General features: G+C 59.1%; 16 protein-coding genes and 1 pseudogene. 5 read left to right on the top strand and 12 right to left on the bottom strand.

Translation table 11 applies throughout. The features are described from left to right. The first annotated feature begins 63 nt into the window (after positions 1-63). Both J7U39_RS27090 and J7U39_RS27085 read left to right on the top strand, forming a co-directional pair. Positions 64-1,083, top strand: coding sequence for an aldo/keto reductase (locus J7U39_RS27090; protein ID WP_131702529.1), 1,020 nt, complete (start codon positions 64-66; stop codon positions 1,081-1,083). Positions 1,084-1,181: 98 nt separating this feature from the next. Next, positions 1,182-2,552 carry an IS1182 family transposase gene (locus J7U39_RS27085; RefSeq protein WP_183906619.1) on the top strand — a complete coding sequence of 457 codons (1,371 nt, stop codon included), beginning with the start codon at positions 1,182-1,184 and terminating at the stop codon, positions 2,550-2,552. Positions 2,553-2,688: 136 nt separating this feature from the next. On the opposite strand, the gene J7U39_RS27080 is transcribed toward J7U39_RS27085, so the two are convergent. Genes J7U39_RS27080 through J7U39_RS27070 form a run of 3 tightly spaced genes read right to left on the bottom strand, consistent with a single transcriptional unit; the run spans position 2,689 to position 6,324 of the window. Then, positions 2,689-3,951 carry a glycerate kinase gene (locus tag J7U39_RS27080; RefSeq protein WP_210633145.1) on the bottom strand — a complete coding sequence of 421 codons (1,263 nt, stop codon included), beginning with the start codon at positions 3,949-3,951 and terminating at the stop codon, positions 2,689-2,691. A gap of 1 nt (position 3,952) precedes the next feature. Then, positions 3,953-4,738 carry an enoyl-CoA hydratase/isomerase family protein gene (locus tag J7U39_RS27075; protein ID WP_210633144.1) on the bottom strand — a complete coding sequence of 262 codons (786 nt, stop codon included), beginning with the start codon at positions 4,736-4,738 and terminating at the stop codon, positions 3,953-3,955. Then, positions 4,735-6,324 (bottom strand): acyl CoA:acetate/3-ketoacid CoA transferase, encoded by a 1,590-nt coding sequence (locus J7U39_RS27070; protein ID WP_210633143.1) that lies wholly within the window; start codon positions 6,322-6,324, stop codon positions 4,735-4,737. Before J7U39_RS27070 ends, J7U39_RS27075 begins: the two co-directional genes overlap by 4 nt. A 152-nt stretch (positions 6,325-6,476) precedes the next feature. Here J7U39_RS27070 and J7U39_RS27065 point away from each other — a divergent pair, with 152 nt between their 5' ends. Further along, complete coding sequence (locus J7U39_RS27065; protein ID WP_131702525.1) at positions 6,477-7,310, top strand: aldo/keto reductase; 834 nt, start codon at positions 6,477-6,479, stop codon at positions 7,308-7,310. 356 nt (positions 7,311-7,666) lie between these two features. Here J7U39_RS27065 and J7U39_RS27060 read toward each other — a convergent pair whose 3' ends face one another. From J7U39_RS27060 to J7U39_RS27030, 7 genes are all read right to left on the bottom strand, one after another. Next, positions 7,667-9,262 (bottom strand): GMC family oxidoreductase N-terminal domain-containing protein, encoded by a 1,596-nt coding sequence (locus tag J7U39_RS27060; RefSeq protein ID WP_210633142.1) that lies wholly within the window; start codon positions 9,260-9,262, stop codon positions 7,667-7,669. Beyond that, positions 9,262-10,758 (bottom strand): aldehyde dehydrogenase family protein, encoded by a 1,497-nt coding sequence (locus tag J7U39_RS27055; RefSeq protein WP_210633141.1) that lies wholly within the window; start codon positions 10,756-10,758, stop codon positions 9,262-9,264. Before J7U39_RS27055 ends, J7U39_RS27060 begins: the two co-directional genes overlap by 1 nt. A 57-nt stretch (positions 10,759-10,815) precedes the next feature. Continuing rightward, entirely contained in the window at positions 10,816-11,856 is a 1,041-nt protein-coding gene (locus tag J7U39_RS27050) for an alcohol dehydrogenase catalytic domain-containing protein (protein ID WP_247241809.1), read from the bottom strand. Position 11,857: 1 nt separating this feature from the next. After that, the gene (locus J7U39_RS27045) at positions 11,858-12,799 is read right to left on the bottom strand and encodes an ABC transporter permease (RefSeq protein WP_210633140.1); all 942 of its coding nucleotides are present in this window, start codon (positions 12,797-12,799) and stop codon (positions 11,858-11,860) included. 7 nt (positions 12,800-12,806) lie between these two features. Next, positions 12,807-14,312, bottom strand: coding sequence for a sugar ABC transporter ATP-binding protein (locus tag J7U39_RS27040; protein ID WP_210633139.1), 1,506 nt, complete (start codon positions 14,310-14,312; stop codon positions 12,807-12,809). Positions 14,313-14,320: 8 nt separating this feature from the next. After that, positions 14,321-15,283, bottom strand: coding sequence for an ABC transporter permease (locus tag J7U39_RS27035; protein WP_210633138.1), 963 nt, complete (start codon positions 15,281-15,283; stop codon positions 14,321-14,323). A gap of 75 nt (positions 15,284-15,358) precedes the next feature. Beyond that, positions 15,359-16,468 (bottom strand): sugar ABC transporter substrate-binding protein, encoded by a 1,110-nt coding sequence (locus tag J7U39_RS27030; protein ID WP_210633137.1) that lies wholly within the window; start codon positions 16,466-16,468, stop codon positions 15,359-15,361. A 224-nt stretch (positions 16,469-16,692) separates the two neighbouring features. Here J7U39_RS27030 and J7U39_RS27025 point away from each other — a divergent pair, with 224 nt between their 5' ends. Together J7U39_RS27025 and J7U39_RS31950 are read left to right on the top strand one after the other, a co-directional pair. Next, positions 16,693-17,343 (top strand): TetR/AcrR family transcriptional regulator, encoded by a 651-nt coding sequence (locus tag J7U39_RS27025; RefSeq protein ID WP_210633136.1) that lies wholly within the window; start codon positions 16,693-16,695, stop codon positions 17,341-17,343. Between the two features lie 128 nt (positions 17,344-17,471). Then, positions 17,472-17,649 (top strand): annotated as a pseudogene (locus J7U39_RS31950) (IS6 family transposase); the annotation flags it as partial. Between the two features lie 129 nt (positions 17,650-17,778). Here J7U39_RS31950 and J7U39_RS27020 read toward each other — a convergent pair. Both J7U39_RS27020 and J7U39_RS27015 read right to left on the bottom strand, forming a co-directional pair. Further along, the gene (locus tag J7U39_RS27020) at positions 17,779-18,075 is read right to left on the bottom strand and encodes a hypothetical protein (RefSeq protein WP_210629338.1); all 297 of its coding nucleotides are present in this window, start codon (positions 18,073-18,075) and stop codon (positions 17,779-17,781) included. After that, entirely contained in the window at positions 18,075-18,209 is a 135-nt protein-coding gene (locus J7U39_RS27015) for a transposase domain-containing protein (RefSeq protein ID WP_210633135.1), read from the bottom strand. Before J7U39_RS27015 ends, J7U39_RS27020 begins: the two co-directional genes overlap by 1 nt. Between the last annotated feature and the right edge of the window lie 131 nt (positions 18,210-18,340).

Below are 18,340 nucleotides of genomic sequence, written 5' to 3'. Positions count from 1 at the left end.
GTCACCCGTCATCAGATCTGTAATGTAACTAACTACATGGTGCATTAGCAAGGGAGGAAGCTTATGAATCCATCGACAAGGACAAAGTTCGGCAGAACAAACCTCGAAGTCACCGCACTCGCGTTTGGCGCGGCACCGATCGGGAATTTCTCGCGGCCGATCGACGAGGAGACGTCGGACGGAATGGCGCAGCTCGCGTGGGACGCCGGCGTCCGCTACTACGACACGGCGCCGATGTACGGCCACGGGCTGTCGGAACTTCGGTGCGGCCACTCGTTACGCTGGAAGAACCGTGAGGAATTCGTCCTGTCGACCAAGGTCGGACGGCTTCTAAAACCCAAGAGACGCGGCGAAATAGACTTCTCACCTTGGAACAATGCCGCCGCCAACGCGATGGTGTTCGACTATAGCTACGATGGAGCAATGCGCTCGTTCGAGGATTCGCTCCAGCGCCTCGCGCTCGAAAAAATCGACATCTGCTTCATCCACGACATCGATGTCTTCACCCGGGGAGCCGAACAGCCGGAAGTGTTCAAGGCCGCCATGGACGGAACTTGGAAGGCATTGTCGAAGCTGCGGGACGAAGGCGTTGTCGGGGCGATCGGTGTCGGCGTGAACGAATGGGAGGTCTGCTACGAAGCGCTGAAGCAGAGAGACTTTGACTGCTTCCTATTGGCGGGACGCTACACGCTGCTCGAGCAGGAATCCCTCGACAAATTCCTGCCTCTCTGCGAAAAGCGCGGCGCCGCGGTAGTCATCGGCGGCGGCTTCAATTCGGGCATTTTGGCGACCGGGGCCGTCGCAGGCGCGAAGTACAATTACGTCCCAGCGCCGCCGGAAATACTCGATAAGGTCGGCCGTATCGAGAAGGTCTGCGAGGAGTTTGCCGTGCCGCTGCCTGCAGCCGCAATGCAGTTCGTGGTTTCCCATCCTGCCATTGCGTCGTTCATCGCTGGCACCCGGACCGTTGAGCAGCTCCAAAAGAACCTCGACTGGTTCAGCCACTCCATCCCCGAAGACTTCTGGAAGGAGTTGAAGCGGCAGCGGCTCATCCGCGAAGACGCCCCCGTCTCGGCCTCTTGACTTGACGACCGGTCGAAGACGATGAAGGCCGGGATGCTCCCGGCTCAGACTGCTGACAAACCCCTGGCACCGTCCAGGGGTTTATGATTCACTGGGACATGTTGAAGAAACCTGCCCCCACCCAGACCGCTCTTGAGATGGTGACGCTCGACAGTCTGGTGCCGAAGGATCACCTGCTTCGCAAGATCGACGCGGTGATCGACTTTTCCTTCATCCACGATCGTGTTGCGGGGCTTTATTGCGCCGACAACGGCCGCCCACCGCTCGATCCGACCTTGATGTTCAAGGCGCTGTTCATTGGCTACCTGTTCGGCATCCGCTCGGAGCGTCAGCTGGTGCGCGAGATCGAGGTCAACGTCGCCTATCGCTGGTTTCTGCAGATGAAGCTGACGGATGGTGTGTTTGACGCCTCGACGCTGTCGCAGAACCGCCGCCGGCGCTTCAACGACACGCGCGTGGCGCAGGACATTTTTGACCACATCGTCGAGCAGGCGATCCGTCATGGCCTGGTGGATGGCACGGTGCTTTATACGGATTCAACGCATCTGAAGGCGAATGCCAACAAGGGCAAGTATGATCTTGCGATGATCGAAAAGTCGCGCTCCGATTACTGGGCCGATCTCGACCGGGCGATTGAGGCTGAGCGAGCACTCCACGGCCAGAAGCCCTTGAAGGAAAAGGAGCGCGAGCCGCAGGTGAAGGAAACCAAGGTGTCGCGCACCGATCCCGACAGCGGCTACATGGTGCGCGACGGCAAGCCGAAGGGCTTCTTCTACCTCGATCACCGCACGGTGGATGGCAAACTTGCGATCATCACCGATACCCATGTCACGCCCGCCAATGTGCATGACAGTATCGTCTATCTCGAGCGGCTGGACCGCCAGCGTGAGCGGTTCGGCTTCGAGGTCGGTGCTGTCGGGCTGGATGCCGGCTATGCGACATCCGGCATCGCCAAGGGTCTTGAGGACCGCACCATCCTCGGTGTCACCGGCTATCGCAACCCGACCCCGCCCAGAGCCGGCATGATGCGCAAGTCGAAATTCGACTATGAGCCCGAGACAGGCGGTTACCGATGCCCCGAAGGCCAACTGCTCGCCTATGCCACCACCGACCGCAACGGTTATCGCCACTATCGTTCGGATCCTGCCATCTGCTGCGATTGTCCGTTGCTGGCCTCCTGCACCAACAACGCCACGGCGACACGCACCATAACCCGCCATATCTGGGCCGATGCCCGCCAGCGCACCGACGCCAACCGCCTGACCCCTTGGGGCAAGGCAATCTACAAGCGCCGCAAGGAGACGGTCGAGCGATCATTTGCCGATGCCAAGCAGCTTCACGGGCATCGCTATGCCCGCTTCCGAAGTCGCACCCGCGTCGCATGCCAGTGCCTGTTGGCTGCGGCCGCCCAAAACATCAAGAAGATCGCAATGGCCCTGACAAAAGCACCAAAACCGGCCACGGCGTAAGCCGAAACCTCCTTCTTCGCCCTCCGCCAACACGACCGGCAAAGAATCCAATCGCCAAAAAAGCAAAACCCGCCGAAAAAATCGACGGGTTTGTCAGCAGTCTGGGCCGGGATGCTCCCGGCTTTTTCCCTTCGCGCTACACTATGAGGATCGCCCGGAAATCGTTGACGTTCGTGCCCGTTGGTCCGGGAGAGAAGAGATCGTCAATCATCGCGAAAGCCGTCCAGGCATCATTGTTCGCCAGCAGCATATCCGGATCCTCGCCCATCGCTCGAATCCTTCCGGCAGTCGTTCCGTCCGCGAACGCCCCCGCGTTCTCTTCGCTGCCGTCGATTCCGTCGGTATCCGCGGCTATCGCTTGGACACCGTCGAGACCATCGAGGGCCAGAGCGGCTGACAACAGGAATTCAGTGTTGCGGCCACCCTTGCCGTTCCCGAACAGCGTGACAGTCGTCTCTCCTCCCGACAGCAGGACTACGGGCCGCTCGAAAGGTCGGCTTCGCGTCGCGATCTCCCGGGCGAGCGCTGCGTGGAATTTCCCAGCCTCCCTGGCCTCACCTTCCATAGCGTCGGAAAGGATGACCGCGCGAACTCCATGGCTATCGGCCACGCGCGCAGCGGCTTCAAGCGATCGTCTCGCCGACGCGATGACGTGAACTGTATTTCTGGAAAACGCGTTGTCGTCTGGACTCGGGGCCTTGGCCGCATCGCTCCGCAAGAAGTTCAGGATCCGAACGGGCAATTCGATGCGATGCCGCTTGATCGCGGCCAGAGCGTCCTGTTGCGTGGATGCATCCGGAATGGTCGGGCCCGAAGCTACGAACGCCGGGTTGTCGCCCGGGATGTCCGAAACCACGAGTGAGACGACCCTCGCAGGCCCCGCAGCAAAGGCCAGCCTCCCGCCCTTGATGCGAGACATATGCTTTCGTATCGAGTTCATCGCGCCGATCGGCGCGCCTGAAGCCAGAAGCGCCCGATTGAGCGCGATCTCGTCGTTGAGTGTAAGTCCACTCGGCGGAGCTGGCAGCAGCGCGGATCCGCCGCCGCACATGAGCGCAACCACCAGATCGTCCTCTGAAAGGCCGGACACGCTCCTCAGGATTTCTTCCGACGCTTCCAACCCCGCGGCGTCTGGGAACGGATGCGACGCCTCCAGAACTTTGATCCGTTCGCAAGACGCCCCGTAACCGTAGCGGGTCACCACCACGCCCTCGAGAGGTGCATCCCAATTTTTTTCAAAGGCGCTGGCAAGCTGCGCGGCGCCCTTCCCGGCTCCGACGACCACCGTCCTGCCCTTGGGTTTTTGCGGAAGGAAATCGAGTATGGCCTTCTCCGGATCGGCAGCTGCCACTGCGGCATCGAAGAGGGACGTCAGAAAGAAACGTTGATCGGGAGGCATGTCAGGAACCCTTGAAGTTCGGCTTTCGCTTCTTTCTGAAGGCCGCGACGCCTTCTGCGAGATCGTCTGTAAACGCGACGCTCATCGCTGCAACCGTGTCAAGGACGCGAGAACTCTCCTCTCCCTCCGCCACGTTGATGAGCATCTTGACGACTTCGGTGGCAAGCGGTGCACGGGACCGCAAGGTCGTGACGACCTCGCTCGCCTTCGATATTCCCTCACCTCTGGGAACGACGATATCGACGATGCCAGCCGCGAGAGCCTGATCGGCGTTCAGCACTTCGCCGAAAAGTGCCATGCGACGGATGACTGATGGCCCGAACCGACGCACCGCACGCTGCGTCCCGGACCAGCCTGGAATCACTCCGAGCCCGGCTTCCGGAAGCCCGAGCTTGATGTGCTGCTCGGCGATGCGAAGATCGGCCGCTGCGGCCAGTTCCAGACCTCCGCCAAACGTATGTCCATTCAGCACGGCGATTACCGGAACGCGCAGCCGAGCGACCGCGTCGAATGCATCGTGTCCCCGACGGATCCATTGGCGGCCGAAGGCCTGAGGCGTGAGGCCGCCCCACGCATTGATGTCGCCGCCAGCTGAAAACGTCTTTTCGCCATCACCAGTTATCACGAGTGCGCGGATGGGCTCGCGCGTTTCGATCACTCGGCACGCGTCATAGATTTGCTCGACTGCCTCGGCGTCGATGGCGTTGAGACTTTCCTTGTGCTGCAGCCTCATATGCGCGACGTCGCCGTCGAAAGTTAAGACAACCCTCGGCTCGTTTTCGCTCATGCGGCGTCTCGCTTCTGCTGCCCCTCGGATTCCGAGCCCGGCTGGAACAGCGCGCTGTCCATGACCTTGAGATCCGACGAGATGAGAAGTGGAGTCTGCGCCTGGTCGAGAATGTGGGCCTGCAGATCGACGCCCGGAGCTATCTCGGTCACCATGAGGCCCTCTGGCATAAGCTTCATCACGCACCGTTCGGTGACGTAGGTGACGTCCTGACCCTGCGCGACGGCACGTTTCCCGGAGAATGAGACCTGCTCGACCTTGTCGACGATCTTCGCGATCTTACCCTCGCGCTCAACAACGAGCTTGCCATCGGCGATGGACAGCTTCGCCGCAGCGTTGAAATACCCGGAAAAAACGATTTTACGTGCTCGTGAAGTAATGTCGACGAAGCCACCAGCTCCCGCGGTGACATGGGGACGAGCCGTAAGCTTGGAAACGTTGACAGAGCCGTCCTTATCGATTTGCAGGAACGAAAGCAGCGAGGCGTCGAACCCAGCAGCCTGAAAGTAGGCGAACTGGTGCGGTGAGGCGACGAAGGCTTCTGCGTTCGACGAGCAGCCGAACTTGAAATCAAGCAACGGTATCCCGCCCACGGCGCCCTGCTCGATGACCCAGGTGACGTCCCCGTGCCGCCCTTCTTCAAGCAGAATGCGCGGCACGTTGGCTGAAATGCCGAAGCCGATATTGACTGCCCAGCCGGGCTGCAGTTCGCGGGCGACACGGCGGGCAATCACCTTCGCTACGTCGAACTCAGGAAGACGGAAGCTGTCCAGGGGACGGAAGAGCTCGCCCGAAATTGCAGGATCGTAGGGTGTGGCAGTGGTCTGAAGTTGTTCCGGCGCCTCTACGATATAGTCCACAAGAATGCCTGGCACGCGAACGTCGTGGGGCTTGAGCGTCCCTGACTTCGCAATGCGCTTGACCTGCGCGATAACGATGCCGCCACTGTTGTGCCCAGCCAGCGCCAGTTCCATCGCGCCGAGGTACGCGCCTTCGTGCTCGAAGGTCAGGTTGCCGCGTTCATCGGCAGTGCTCGCGCGGATGATTGCCACGTCGGGCCGGATTGACGGGAAATAGAGCCAGTCCTCTCCGGCAAAATTCTGTCGAAACACGATCGGCTCGCCCTTCGCCGCGTCATTCATCGCGCAGCCTTCCTGTTCCGGATCTACGAATGTCTCCATCCCGACCTTGGTCAGCACGCCGGGACGCAGCGCGGCGCCCTCCCGCAGAATGTCGAACAGAACGCCGCTCGGGACGTTGTAGGCGGCAATTTCGTTGCGGCCGAGCATCTGCCAGATGAGTGGAGGTTCCGCCGAGGAAGGTCCGCACGGGTAGGAACCGCCGATGATCTTTCTGATGAGGCCAGGCTGGGCGAGATGATCGACACCCTTCGTCCCGAACATGTCGCCGGCGGCAATCGGGTGAATGGTCGTGAGACCACGCGGCGCGCCTTCGATCCGATAGCGCTGGCCGATGGCCGCCAGCACGGCATCCGGGCAGCAGAGCCCGCTCGACGAGTTCACGGCAACAATCGCCCCGTTTTTGATCAGGGTCGCGACCTCGGCGGCATTCTTCACTTTCGACATAGGCTTCCTCCCTGCCGTTGCAAGTAACTGGTTAGTGCGTTATAGGAGGTCGAGATTAGAAGAGCAAGCTTGAAAAATAACGTGTTCAGGCTGATTTCACGAACCCAGAAGTTCAGAAATTTTTTTCGAGTTTTCAAATGAGGGAAAGAGAGATGTCGATTTGTTTTCGGCCCGGATACGAGCGTGCGTTTGGAACCTACCCCTTAACCGGAGAGGATTTGAGGCGGGCTTTTGCCGTTGCATACCACGTCGGCTATCGATCCTTTGACACTGCCCAGATGTATGGCAACGAGGCTGACCTGGGCGAGGCAATCAGACATGCGAAGGTCGCCACGAGCGATCTCCTCGTTACAACGAAGGTACATCCCGACAACTACGGCGAGGACCGCTTCATACACTCCGTTGAGACTAGTCTGGAGGCTCTCGGGATGTCGCAGGTGAATCTACTGCTGCTTCATTGGCCAGATCCGTCCGGTGACAACAAGAACGCGCTGCGGCTCCTGCGGGACGCGAAGCGCAAGGGTCTGGCTTCCGAGATCGGCGTATCTAACTTCACGTCCGGCATGATGAAGGAGGCACAGTCCCTTCTCGAAGGCGAGGTCGCAATCAATCAGGTGGAGTTCCACCCCCTGCTCGACCAGTCGATCCTGCTTGAGGCGTCCTATCAGTGCGGAGTTCCGCTCTCGTCGTTCTGTTCAGTCGCAAGGGGCGAGGTGTTTCGCTACCCGGAGTTCGAACGGATCGGCAAATCTTACGGGAAGACAGCCGCACAGGTAGCGCTGCGCTGGATCCTTCAGAAGGGCGTTGCGATCAACACCATGTCTACAAAGCCGGAGAATATGCGCTCCAACTTTGACGTCATGGACTTCACTCTGACCAGTGTCGACATGCGTTTGATTGATGCCCTCAACAAGACCAATTTCCGATGCGTCGACAAGCAGAAGGTGCCGTGGGCGCCGCAGTGGGACGGCCCCTCTCCATCATAGCACTCGCCGGATTCACCATCTCACATCATTGGACCATTCAAATTTTGTTTTCAAATTGCGACTGTAGCCGGTCTTTCGCGGCGCAGGAACTGATCCCATGTGGCCGGCATTCGCCGGCGTAGAGAAATTGCGCGTTCTCTGCGACCTTTATCGCAACGAGGGTGCCGTACGAGAGCCGCGAGGCCCTGGCTCGCACTCGACTCCTGCGCGCGCTACGAAACCCGCAAAGGCCATGGGCCTGTTCGAGGGCCGCATCTAGACCACGTCTTCGACTTCGCGTTCGATTGATCGCAACCGAAAGGTAAATGGTCCCCTCCGGCCCGTCTCGGGTCGGAGGAAAGTTGAAGCAAGATCGACTAACGATTCCCCCTGATGAGATCTGAGGCATGCTCGGCAATCATGATCGTAGGCGCGTTAGTGTTGGATCCGACAAGCGACGGCATCGCCGAGCTGTCGCAGATGCGAATCCCTTCGAGGCCATGGATCCGAAGTCTCGGATCGACGACGGACATTGGATCGGTCCCCATCCTGCAGGTACAGGTCGGATGATAGGACGTCCTCCCAAATCGGCGGGCATAGTCCTCAAATTCGGACTGCGTCCTGACGTTCGCATCGGGGAAGTGCAAAGTCTTCACGTACTTCTGCAGCGACGGCTGACGCATGATCTCACAACTGATCTTGACGCCCTCGACCGCGATCCTCAAGTCATCGGGATCCGATAGGAAGTTTGGATCGACGAGGGGAATATCGCGAGGATCCGACGAGCGAAGTGTCACGCTACCGCGTGACTTCGGCCTGAGGACGTAGCTGTTCAGTGTAACTCCTGAAGAGCCCTTTGGAACCGATGGAACGCCGGCCTCCGCTCCGGCGCCTGCAAGGAAGTGGAACTGCAGGTCTGGTCGCGTTTCGGACTTGTCGCCGAACCAAAAGGCGCCGCCTTCAACGACGTTCGATGTTACCGGGCCCGAATTGAACAGGGCATATTGCAGCCCGGCCCAGGCCATCCAGCAGAAGTCATTGTACTTGTCCAGACTGTCGCGGCTCCTGATTTCGGCGACGATGTCGACGCCGAAGTGATCGGTTAGATTCTGGCCGACGCCACCGAGTTCCTGCACCACGTCGATGCCCACCGATCGAAGATGTTCAGCCGGACCGATGCCCGATTGGAGCAGGAGCTTTGGAGTCCCTATCGCCCCTGCAGTAACGATCACCTCGGCACTCGCTCTCGCCAGCATTTTCCGGCCGCCGACGACATACTCGATCCCGACGGCACGCCTGCCCTCGAACACGATCCGCAGCACTAACGCTCTCGTCACTAGCGTCAGGTTCGGACGGCGGAGCACGGGTTTGAGATATCCCACGGCCGCCGAGCAGCGGCGATTGTTCCGAGTCGTGATCTGGTAGATTCCCGCCCCTTCCTGCCGATCGCCGTTGAAGTCGGGATTGTAGGGCATCCCATATTCCTGGCAGCTTCGCGCAAAGGCCTTGGTCATGACATTGGGGTCGGGGATGTTGGAAACGGCGAGCGGACCGCCGGTGCCGTGCAGCGGACCGGAGTAGGCCGTGTTGCCTTCTGCTCTAAGGAAGTACTTTTGTATCTGGCTGAAGCCCCACCCTTCCGCCCCTTCCTGCTCCCAGCGGTCGTAGTCGCTCGGATGACCCCGCGTGTAGACTTCGGCGTTGATGGAAGACCCTCCGCCGAGAACTTTTGCCTGGGCGTAGGGAATAACACGGTTCATCGCGTGTTTCTGGGGCACCGTTTCAAGGCCCCAGGTAAGCGGGCCGGTTGTCATCTTGGCGAAGCCAACGGGCATATGGATGAGCGGGTTCTTATCCTGGTCGCCGGCTTCGATGACGCAGACCCTCGCGTCCGAATCCTCGGACAAACGGGCTGCGAGAACGCAGCCCGCCGAGCCGCCACCCACTACGATGTAATCGAAGGCTTCGGTCATCACGAGATCCAAGGCTGGCGCTTGGCGAGATCCACATGGACGGACTTGATCTGGGTGTATTCCTCGACACCGTACGCTCCAGCCTCGCGACCCCATCCGGATTGCTTGAAGCCTCCGAGCGGCATTTCCGGACCACCCGCCATGATCGTGTTCACCCAGAACCGCCCGGCGCGAACCCGGCGGGTCACAGAGAGTGCCTTGCTGACGTCTGAAGTCCACAGGCTGGCGGCAAGTCCGTACACCGTGTCGTTTGCAATCTGCACCGCCTCATCTGCGGTTTCGAACATGAAGCTGGAGAGCACCGGTCCGAAGATTTCGTCGGTTGCGATAGCCATGTTTCGGGTGACGCCCGTGAAGAGCGTCGGCTGGATGTACTGGCCGCCCTCGTGATCGAACTTCGCGCCGCCTACCAGAACTTTCGCGCCCGCCGATTTGCCCTTCTCAATGTAGTCCAGGATCGTCTTGTTCTGAGCCTCGGTGGTTATAGCACCAACCTGCGTAGTTGGATCAAGCGGATCGCCGACAACGATCTTCTGCATCTTCGCGGCGAGCAGCTTTTCGAACTCGTCAGCCACCTTGACTTCAACGATTAGCCGACTTGAGGAAACGCAGCACTGTCCCGTGTTGAAGGAGATCCCGAAAGCAGCCGCGTCCGCCGCAGAATCTAGATCCGCATCCGCGAAGACGATGATCGGGTTCTTTCCGCCAAGCTCGAGTCCGAGCTTCTTGAAGTTCGAATCCGCCGCAGCATGGACACAGGCCCGGCCGACCGCCGTCGACCCTGTGAAGGAAATCATGTCGATGTCCTGATGTTCGGTCATCGCTTGGCCGATCGTCCGACCTGACCCGGTCACCACGTTGTAGGCGCCTCGGGGAAGACCAGCTTCCTCCAGAATTTCGGCGAGCAGCAGTGTCGTCACGCTTGTCACCTCCGAGGGCTTGACGACGAGAGTGCACCCGGAAGCCAGAATGAAGGGGACGCGTTCACAAAGTATCAGGAACGGGAAATTCCAGGGCGTGATCAGACCCACGACGCCGATCGGCTCTCTCAGAACCATGCCGAACAGGTCTTTGCCGAGATTGTTGAAACTGTCCCCATGCAGGGCGCGTGCCGCTCCGGCGCCCGTCTCGAAGCATGCGATGCAATGATCGATCTCGCCCAGGGCCTGAGAGATAGGTTTGCCGTTTTCGAGGACTTCCCAATAGGCGACTTCCTCACGTCGGCGCTTCATGATCTCCGCTGTTCGGAGGAGTACGCCAGCGCGTTCCGCTCCTGAAATGTCCGCCCAGGACCCGTTTTCAAAGGCGCGGCGAGCAGCGGAGACCGCGTCGTTGAGATCATCCAACGTGCAGCGCACTGTGCGGGAGACCGCTACGCCATGTCCCGGCGACGCGCGTTCGAACCTGTCCTCGCGGCTCTTCCACTGGCCGTCGACGAAGTAGCCGAATTCCTTTGGCTGATCGGGAAGTCGGTGTTTTGGTGCAAGCTGATCCATGTGATGCTCCATCTTGAATGTTCTTGTCGTCAACGCAAGGAGCGCTGGTGACGGGTCTCACGACACCCGTAGCTGGGTTTTCAGGTCGTTTGGTCGGGAGGGTAGACTGTCGAATGCCTGCTGTATGTCCGAAAGTGGATAGACCGCTCCGGTGAAAGGCGTAACGTCAAACCTGCCGTGTACGAGAAGCCTTAGGGCCTGATGCATGTCTTCGCCCATGGCTGCGACCGATCCCTTCAGGCTGTTTTCCTGAAGGACGGTCTGCAGGATAGGGACGTCAAGCTTGTCCTGTGGTCCTGTGATGCCGAAGAAGGCGACATGTCCTCCTTTTCGGATAAGATCGAAGGCGGTCTCGTAGAGCTTGACCAGGCCGACACTCTCGATGACAAGATCTGCGCCGATCGCGTCTGTTGCGCGCATCACCACATCCTTGAGTCCAGCGGGGTCTGTGACCGCGATGTCGGCTCCGACGGCAAGGGCCGCCTGGCACCGAGCTGCGGACAGATCGAATACGATGATCGGAGCCGCGCCGACGAGGCGCATCATCTGGACATGCAGATTTCCGATTGGTCCTGCCCCCAGCACCACCACAGAATCCCCGATGCCGACCTGAGACTTTTTTGCGGCGCGAACGACGCATCCGACGGGTTCGGTCAGGGCCAGTGTTTCCACCGGTACGTCGTCGGGTGCGGGAATGACGAGTCGAGACGGCACTGCAACGAATTCCGCGAACGCGCCGTCCCGCCCAATACCGATCTGCGTGACCTCGGAGCAGTTGAGAACCTCATTGCGGCGGCACCAGTAGCAGGCTCCGCACCCGATGTTGATGTCTGAGACTACCCGCGTTCCGATCTTCACATTTTTCACGCCCTCGCCGACCGCTGCGACAACGCCGCAGAACTCATGGCCGGGTATGATCGGCAGTGCGTCGGCCGCATAGCGCCCGTGGAACATGTGTATGTCAGTTCCACAGATCCCGACCTGCGTCACCCGGACAAGGACGTCGTCGTGGCCAAGCTTGGGAACGGGAACGTCCCGGAACTCGAATTTTCCCGGTGCAACCAGCACCGCTGCTTTCATGTTTTCAGGAACGATCATGTTATTTCACCGTCTTAAGTTTGGAGCGGTCGATCGTCAGAGCGATGGCCCCGATCAGGACTAGACCGAACACCATCTGTTGCTGGGTCGCCTCAATTCCGAAATAGAGCATGGAGGAGCGAATGACGGCGACGATCATCGCCCCGATCGCGGTGTTTAGCACGCCGCCGACGCCGCCCGTGAGAGGGGTGCCACCCACCAGGACGGCAACGATCGCCGGCAGCAGAAAGCCGTTTGCGATCGTCGGCGCGCCACCCGACAGCTTGACTGCAAATAGCAACCCCGCAATCGCGGCCAAAGCCCCGGAAATCGCAAAGGCGAGGATCTTGTAGAACCCGACGTCCACTCCCGATGCCGCCGCCGCCGGCTCTCCCGCGCCGATAGCCTTGAAAACGCGCCCGAGCCGTGTGCGGCGTTCAATGAAAAGGCAGATCAAGAGAAGTCCTGCGGCAAGGAGAAGCTCATTTGGAATGATGCCGACGTGCCCGATCATCCATCCAAATACGTCGTCGCGCTGCGCGGCATTCATGTTGAGTGCACGCTGCCCCGACAGCCACTGCGCAACGGAAAACGCCAGCCCGCCGACAGCCAGCGTGGATATGAACGAGGGAACGAAGAGCTTCGTGGTCGCATAACCGGATACCATCCCAAGCAGAAACCCGCATGCGACACAGACGACAGCGACCCAAGGGCCTATGCTCGCCAGGTACACGGATGCGATTACCGTGACCATGTTGGCAATGGACTGGGCAGATAGGTCGATACCGCCGATATAGACAGCGAACGTGAGCCCGAGCGCCATGATGAACAGCGGGACAATATCGCCCGCGAGTTCAAGCAAGTTCGTTGGCCTGAGAAAGTCAGGGTTAGGGATCCCTACGATCGCCAGAAGCGCGAGCAGGGTGATCCAGGGAAGATGCGGCTTTAGCTTGTGAAAATCCATGGCACCCTCAGATCATGTAATGTAGGAGGTCGAAGAGAGACGGCTTTGCGCCCGGCGTATAATCGAATGACTTCGTGACCCTGCCGTCCTTGATTACGAGGATCGTGTGCGCCAATCCGATCGCTTCCTCCAGTGTGTCGGCGACCAGCACGATCCCGACGCCGGTCGCGGACATGTCGCGGATCATCTCGTAGACGTCTTCCTTGGCGCCAATATCCAGGCCGCGCGTCGGATGGTCGAGTAGCATGATGTCCGACCCGCCCGACCGCCATTTGGCCAGAACGACCTTCTGCTGGTTTCCACCTGATAGATTGCCGCAGTCGGCGAACTCGGAATGAGCCTTGATTGATAGCTTGCGGATCCAGTCGCGCGCCAGCGCCCGCTCCTCTCCAACCCGCATAACGCCCCCACACGACCGACGGCCAAGCTGGGAAAGAGTCATGTTCTCGTAGACGTTCATTCCAGCCACGATACCCTCGACCTTGCGCTCGCGCGGCACATAACCGAGCCCCATCGCGACAGCCCTCATGGGGTTGAAGCGCGTCGGTTTCCTGCCCTTGATCTTGATCGTGCCGCGGATGGGCGAGAGCATCCCGTAGATCGCCCGCATGATGCCTTCGCGACCGGAGCCTTCGGCACCGACTAGGCAGATAACCTCTCCCGCGTGAACCTTCAGCGAGACATCGTGGACCTTCCCTGGCAGAGAGACATTGTCGAGTTCGACAAGCGCCTTCGCAGCATCGTACGGCTGCTGCTTCGTCTCGCGATAGTATTCACGATCGATGTTGCGGCCGACCATCTTGCGCTGAATGCTTTCGATATCGGCTTCAACGCTCGCGACGACGTCGACCACCTGCCCGTCCTTCATCACGTAGACGCGGTTGCTGAGTTCCATCACCTCGTCCATACGGTGCGAGACGAAAATGAACGACGCGCGCGCCGTGAGTTCGCGGACAAGCTTAAACAGCAGCTTGACCTCCTCCTGACTGAGCACCGACGTCGGCTCGTCGAGGAGAATGATAAGGTCGCCCTTCACGCGTTCCTCAAGTGTAAGGACCTTGGCCAATTCGACCAGCTGGCGCTGCGCGAAGGAGAGCTTGGACGTTGTCAACACCGGATCGATATCGAGCTTCACCTTTGCAAGCTGGAAGCGTGCAGCCTCCGCCATCCTCCGCCAGTTTACCACTCCGGCTCTGGTGAACTGGGCTTCATAGCCAAGGAATATGTTCTCCATCACGCTGAGGTTGGTGATCAGAGACTGCTCCTGGAAGACCATCCCGATGCCATGCTCCATGGCCTGGCGGGGGCTTGAGAACCGCACGGACTTGCCGTTGATCGTGACTTGGCCCGAATCCGGCTGGTACGCGCCATATATTACCTTCATGAGGCTAGATTTGCCCGCCCCGTTCTCGCCCACCAGACCAACGATCTCGCCGCGCCCGATTTCGAAATTTACGGCCTTGAGCGCGTGCACGCCCGGGAAGCGCTTGTCGACTGCTTTCAATTGGAACATCGCGGTCCTCACTTTACGAACGCGGTCGAGAAGCGGTCGGTCGAAAGGACGACAGACAAAATGACGAGAGCGCCAAGGACGCCCTGCTGCATGAAGTCAGGCAGCCCGATGACAACCATGCCGTTATTGATCACTCCGACGATGAGGACACCGATCAAGGCGTTCCAGACGCCACCGATGCCGCCCCACAGCGCGACACCACCGACAACGACAGAAGTGATGGAGACAAACATGAAATTCGCGCCAGAAATGGATTCCGCCTGGCCAATCCTACCAACGACGAGAATCGCAGCGAGCGCGTAGAACGCGCCAGCAAGGCCAAAACCCAGGATCCGTACACGGGCCACGTTCACGCCAGAGGCGTGTGCAAGATCCTCGCCGCCGCCAACGGCATAGAAGTTGCGGCCGAGGATCGTGTAGCGCTGGATGAACCACGCTACCAGGAGCCCGAGGACTGCAACGTAGACCATCATGGGAAAGCCCAGAAATCGTAACGTCAGAAGACCGCGGAAAACGGGGTCTGACACTTTGACGATGTCGCCACCGGTCAGAAGAATTCCCGCGCCCGTGCCAATGAAGCCCATTGCCAAGCTTGCCATGAACGAAGGTATTCGGAGCTTGACGTGAACGAGCCCGTTGATGGCCCCAATGACCGCTCCGATCACTAGAGTGATTGGGATTGCGAGCGAGCCCAATCCGGCCAGCGTTCCGCCAAGTGCAACGAAGAGGTAGGCGAACAGAACGGCGGTGAGCGTCACGGTGCCTTCCATCGAGAGATCAATCGATCCCATCACAATGATGAAGGTGACGCCTATCGCCACCATAAGCGCAGGTGCGGAAGAGACGGCAATTCTTGAAAAATTCCGGACGGAGAAGAACGTCGGATTGATAGCGGTGAACAGGATCACCAAGGCCACGAGCACCAGCAACGGTGCCCATTTAATAAGATTCTCGCGCGATACCGACGCCATTCGGCCGCTCCTCCCAAGTCTATGCGATTTCTTGAACTGGCGCGCCCGCTTCTTGAACGCGCCAACCTCCTCTGCTTAGCCGCTGTACTTGATCTGCCCCCTTGTCGGCGACCAGAAGTCCTTCCAATCGTACTTCGGCGTTTCGTCCATGTATTTCGCCTTGAAGTCGGCGGCGTCCTTCTGAGAGATCAGGATCGTCGGGCCATAGAACTCGCGGTGCTCGTTCGGCTCTTCGGATGGCTTGAATGCGCCCGTTGCAGCATAGTAGGCGAGTGCCGCCGAGATGCCGCCGCCCCAATGTGGATTTGTGAAGACGGTCGCCAGGAGCTTCCCTTCCATGACGAGCTTCACGGCGTCGGGGTTGCCGTCGTACGCGACGATAGGCATGTCTTCGATGCCCTCGGCGCGCAGAGCTTCGATGACGCCATAAGCAATGTTGTCGTTGGCGCAGTGGACGCCCTTGATTTTGTCGCCATAGCGGGTCAGGAACGACGACATCAGGGCGGCGCCCTTCTGGGTGTCCCAGTCGGCAGGTTGAGCGTCGAGGATTTCGATCTTGGGATAGTCCTCTGCCGCCTTCTTCAGGCCGGCCAGGCGCTCGATCGCGGGATTGTTCGCCGCGATTCCACCGAGGTGCACGACGCCGCCTTCTCCGCCCATGGCTTCGAAGAGGATCTTCGCGGTCTGAGCGGCTGGCTCCACGTCAGACCAGGTCATGTGGCTGACGTAGTTATCGCCGAAGTCCCAAGGATGTAAATCGTCGGTCTTGTTCCAGATCGTCGACACATATGCTCCGGCGGTCTTGACCGCCTCGACGACCGGGCGCGCATTCGGGCTGTCGTTGCAGTCGGCGGCGATGGCGCAGTTGCCGTTGTTCTTGGCGATGAATGCCTTGATGTCGGCCAGAGACTTCTCGGACGATCCTTCATTGATAAGGCTGACGAGTTCGCCCTTCTGCTTGCCAATGGATTCGACGAAGGCTTCGCCACCAGACACGATGGAATTCCAGTATGCGGATGCGCGGTCACGATAGCTCCAGGCTATCGCCGGGTCCTTGAGCGCGGCCCTCGCGGAGCCGCCAAGACCAGGGATGAGCATCGCGCCCATTCCCACTGCTGATGTCAGGATGAAGTTGCGGCGCGAGATCGTTTCCCGCTCGATGAAATCCTTGATAAAGGTCGACATGACTCTCCTCCCGTCTAGCCAAAAAAACGCGCCTTGGGACCAGTCCGAACGCCTTGCCATCAAGGCCGTCGGAATTCTGCGCCTCCACAGAAACGCACTAACCAGTTACTTGGGAAAGGCGCCACTAGTCAAGTCCAAACTGTTGGCGGCTATCTGCTTTCATGCACCACCTGGTTGGTGTATAACCACAGAACGATTTGCGTGTATTCGCTTGGAGGCGAACGTTGAACTCGAATGCAAAGATCAAGAGAGCTGGCAAACCGCCACGGGATGCAGAGGCTACGAAGGCCCGGATTTTGGAGGCCGCCAAAAAGGAATTCGCGAAAAACGGTCTTGCAGGTGCTCGCGTCGACGTCATCGCGGAGAGGTCGCTCAACAACAAGCGGATGATGTACCACTATTTCGAGAGTAAGGATAAGCTCTTCCAGATGGTACTCGAGCAGGCCTACGTCGACATCCGCACGGCGGAGCACAAACTGAACCTGGAGAGCCTGGATCCGAAGGAGGCGCTCGAAACATTCGTCCGATTCACCTTCGCCTACTATCTGAAGCATCCAGAGTTTATAACCTTGGTAAACAGCGCCAACCTACATCGCGCCAAGCACCTCAAGGGATCCGAAGTCATCAGGACGACCAACCGCAAGCTCGTCAGCCTGGTCGGTGGCATATTAGCTAGGGGCGTTGAAGCCGGTGTATTTCGTGACGGAATCGACCCGGTCCAGCTGAACATCACGATCGCGGCAATCGGCTATTACTACCTGACAAACCGGTTCACGGGTTCCATTATTTACGAACGCGACCTAATGGATAAGGATGCGCTCGAGAACCGCGTGGCGTTCAACGTCGAAACGATCATGAGGATGGTCTGCGTCTAGGCACGCCTATTCCCCGGCAAATTCAGCTTTTCGTAGAGGCTGCTGCGCGCAGGCGACGTCTCCGAGGGGATTGTCACGTTAACTGGGCTTCGGTTGTGTGCCTGACGGGTTGGGCGTAAATTTCGGCTATGCAGACACGAGATATCAGCTTCAAACGTCACCGTTTTCCGCCACGGATCGTTTCTTACGGTCTGGCTTTATTTGCGGTTCAACCTTGGTCTGCGTGAAGTTGAGGAAATGCTGCTCGACCGTGGAATCGACGTGTCATACGAGACAGTCCGCCGCTGGATCGCCAAGTTCGGACCCAGATCGCACAACTTGCGGCGGCAGGTGCGCCCCAGCGATATTTGGTAAATGCGCCTTGGGACATCTCAGCGATACTCGGAATTTCCTTAAATACAATCAATTATCATATCAAAAGTAACCGCCCGATTGCTACCGCCGAGATTTTGCTTTGATGCGAGCGACGAGCAGCTCGTCGTCAACAAAGCTGTCGAGGAAGTCGTCCCATTCTTGGGGTGAGCGGCGGGCGTCTTTGAGCATCTGCTCCAATTCGTCCATGCCGTCGTCTGTCAGTGCGGTCACGGATTCGTCGTCTCCGGTGTACACGGAGATGATGCTGCCGTAGCTCAGATTATCATCGTTGGAGACGATTGCCTGAAGAAGCTCCGGGTCCTCTTCGAGAATTTCGGCAACAAATTTGATCGTACGGACGTAGGTGACTGCCGCCATCAGGCTGCCTTTGCGTCGACTGTGGTGATCGCCGACCAGTTCCACGGAAGCAGTTCGTCTAACCGATTGATCTTGTGATCGTGGATGCGATCGAGCACGTCAGCCAGATAGGCCTGCGGATCAAGTCCATTCATCTTTGCCGTTTATGCCGACCGTCGAACTATGCCGAACGAGCAGGTTTATGCCAACGTTTTTCGTGACAAAGCAGTAGCCGGATCGGCATAGCTTAGGCTCTCTCCGTCGCAGTTGACGCAAAGGAGAGCCC

It is taken from the genome of Rhizobium sp. NLR16a, from assembly GCF_017948245.1.
In the GTDB taxonomy this organism is placed as follows: Bacteria; Pseudomonadota; Alphaproteobacteria; order Rhizobiales; family Rhizobiaceae; genus Rhizobium.
Note: the sequence above shows the minus strand (reverse complement) of the source record. Positions and strands in the feature narration are given on the sequence as shown.